Genomic DNA, 314 nt, shown 5'->3' with positions numbered 1-314 from the left:
AACCAACCCAACGCTTCTCTCTCGGCACGATCGAACTGGCAACCAGAACTGCCAAACAAGCAGTCAACAAGCCAGACAACCCTTCCCGACGCGGGGTGGAGCAGCCCGGTAGCTCGTCAGGCTCATAACCTGAAGGTCGCAGGTTCAAATCCTGCCCCCGCAACCAAGAATTCCAACGACTTAGAACCACACCGGAGACACCGCACACAAGCCGTGTCTCCACGCTGTCTCCAGAGATCGTGATCTCCACACGGACACCGCGCCCCGTCCAGCTCGCGCCCCAGGCCCAGGAGACCAGACAGCCCTCCGGCGCA

At 61.1% G+C, this 314-nt stretch carries 1 tRNA gene; it reads left to right on the top strand.

The features are described from left to right. Nucleotides 1–89 precede the first annotated feature (89 nt). Nucleotides 90–166, top strand: a tRNA-Met gene (locus QSJ97_RS24795). Nucleotides 167–314: the final 148 nt, after the last annotated feature.

The sequence above is a fragment of the Paralimibaculum aggregatum genome (assembly GCF_030270585.1).
Lineage (GTDB): Bacteria > Pseudomonadota > Alphaproteobacteria > Rhodobacterales > Rhodobacteraceae > Thermohalobaculum > Thermohalobaculum aggregatum.
The sequence above is the reverse complement of the archived record's forward strand: the minus strand, read 5'-3'. Positions and strand labels throughout refer to the sequence as shown.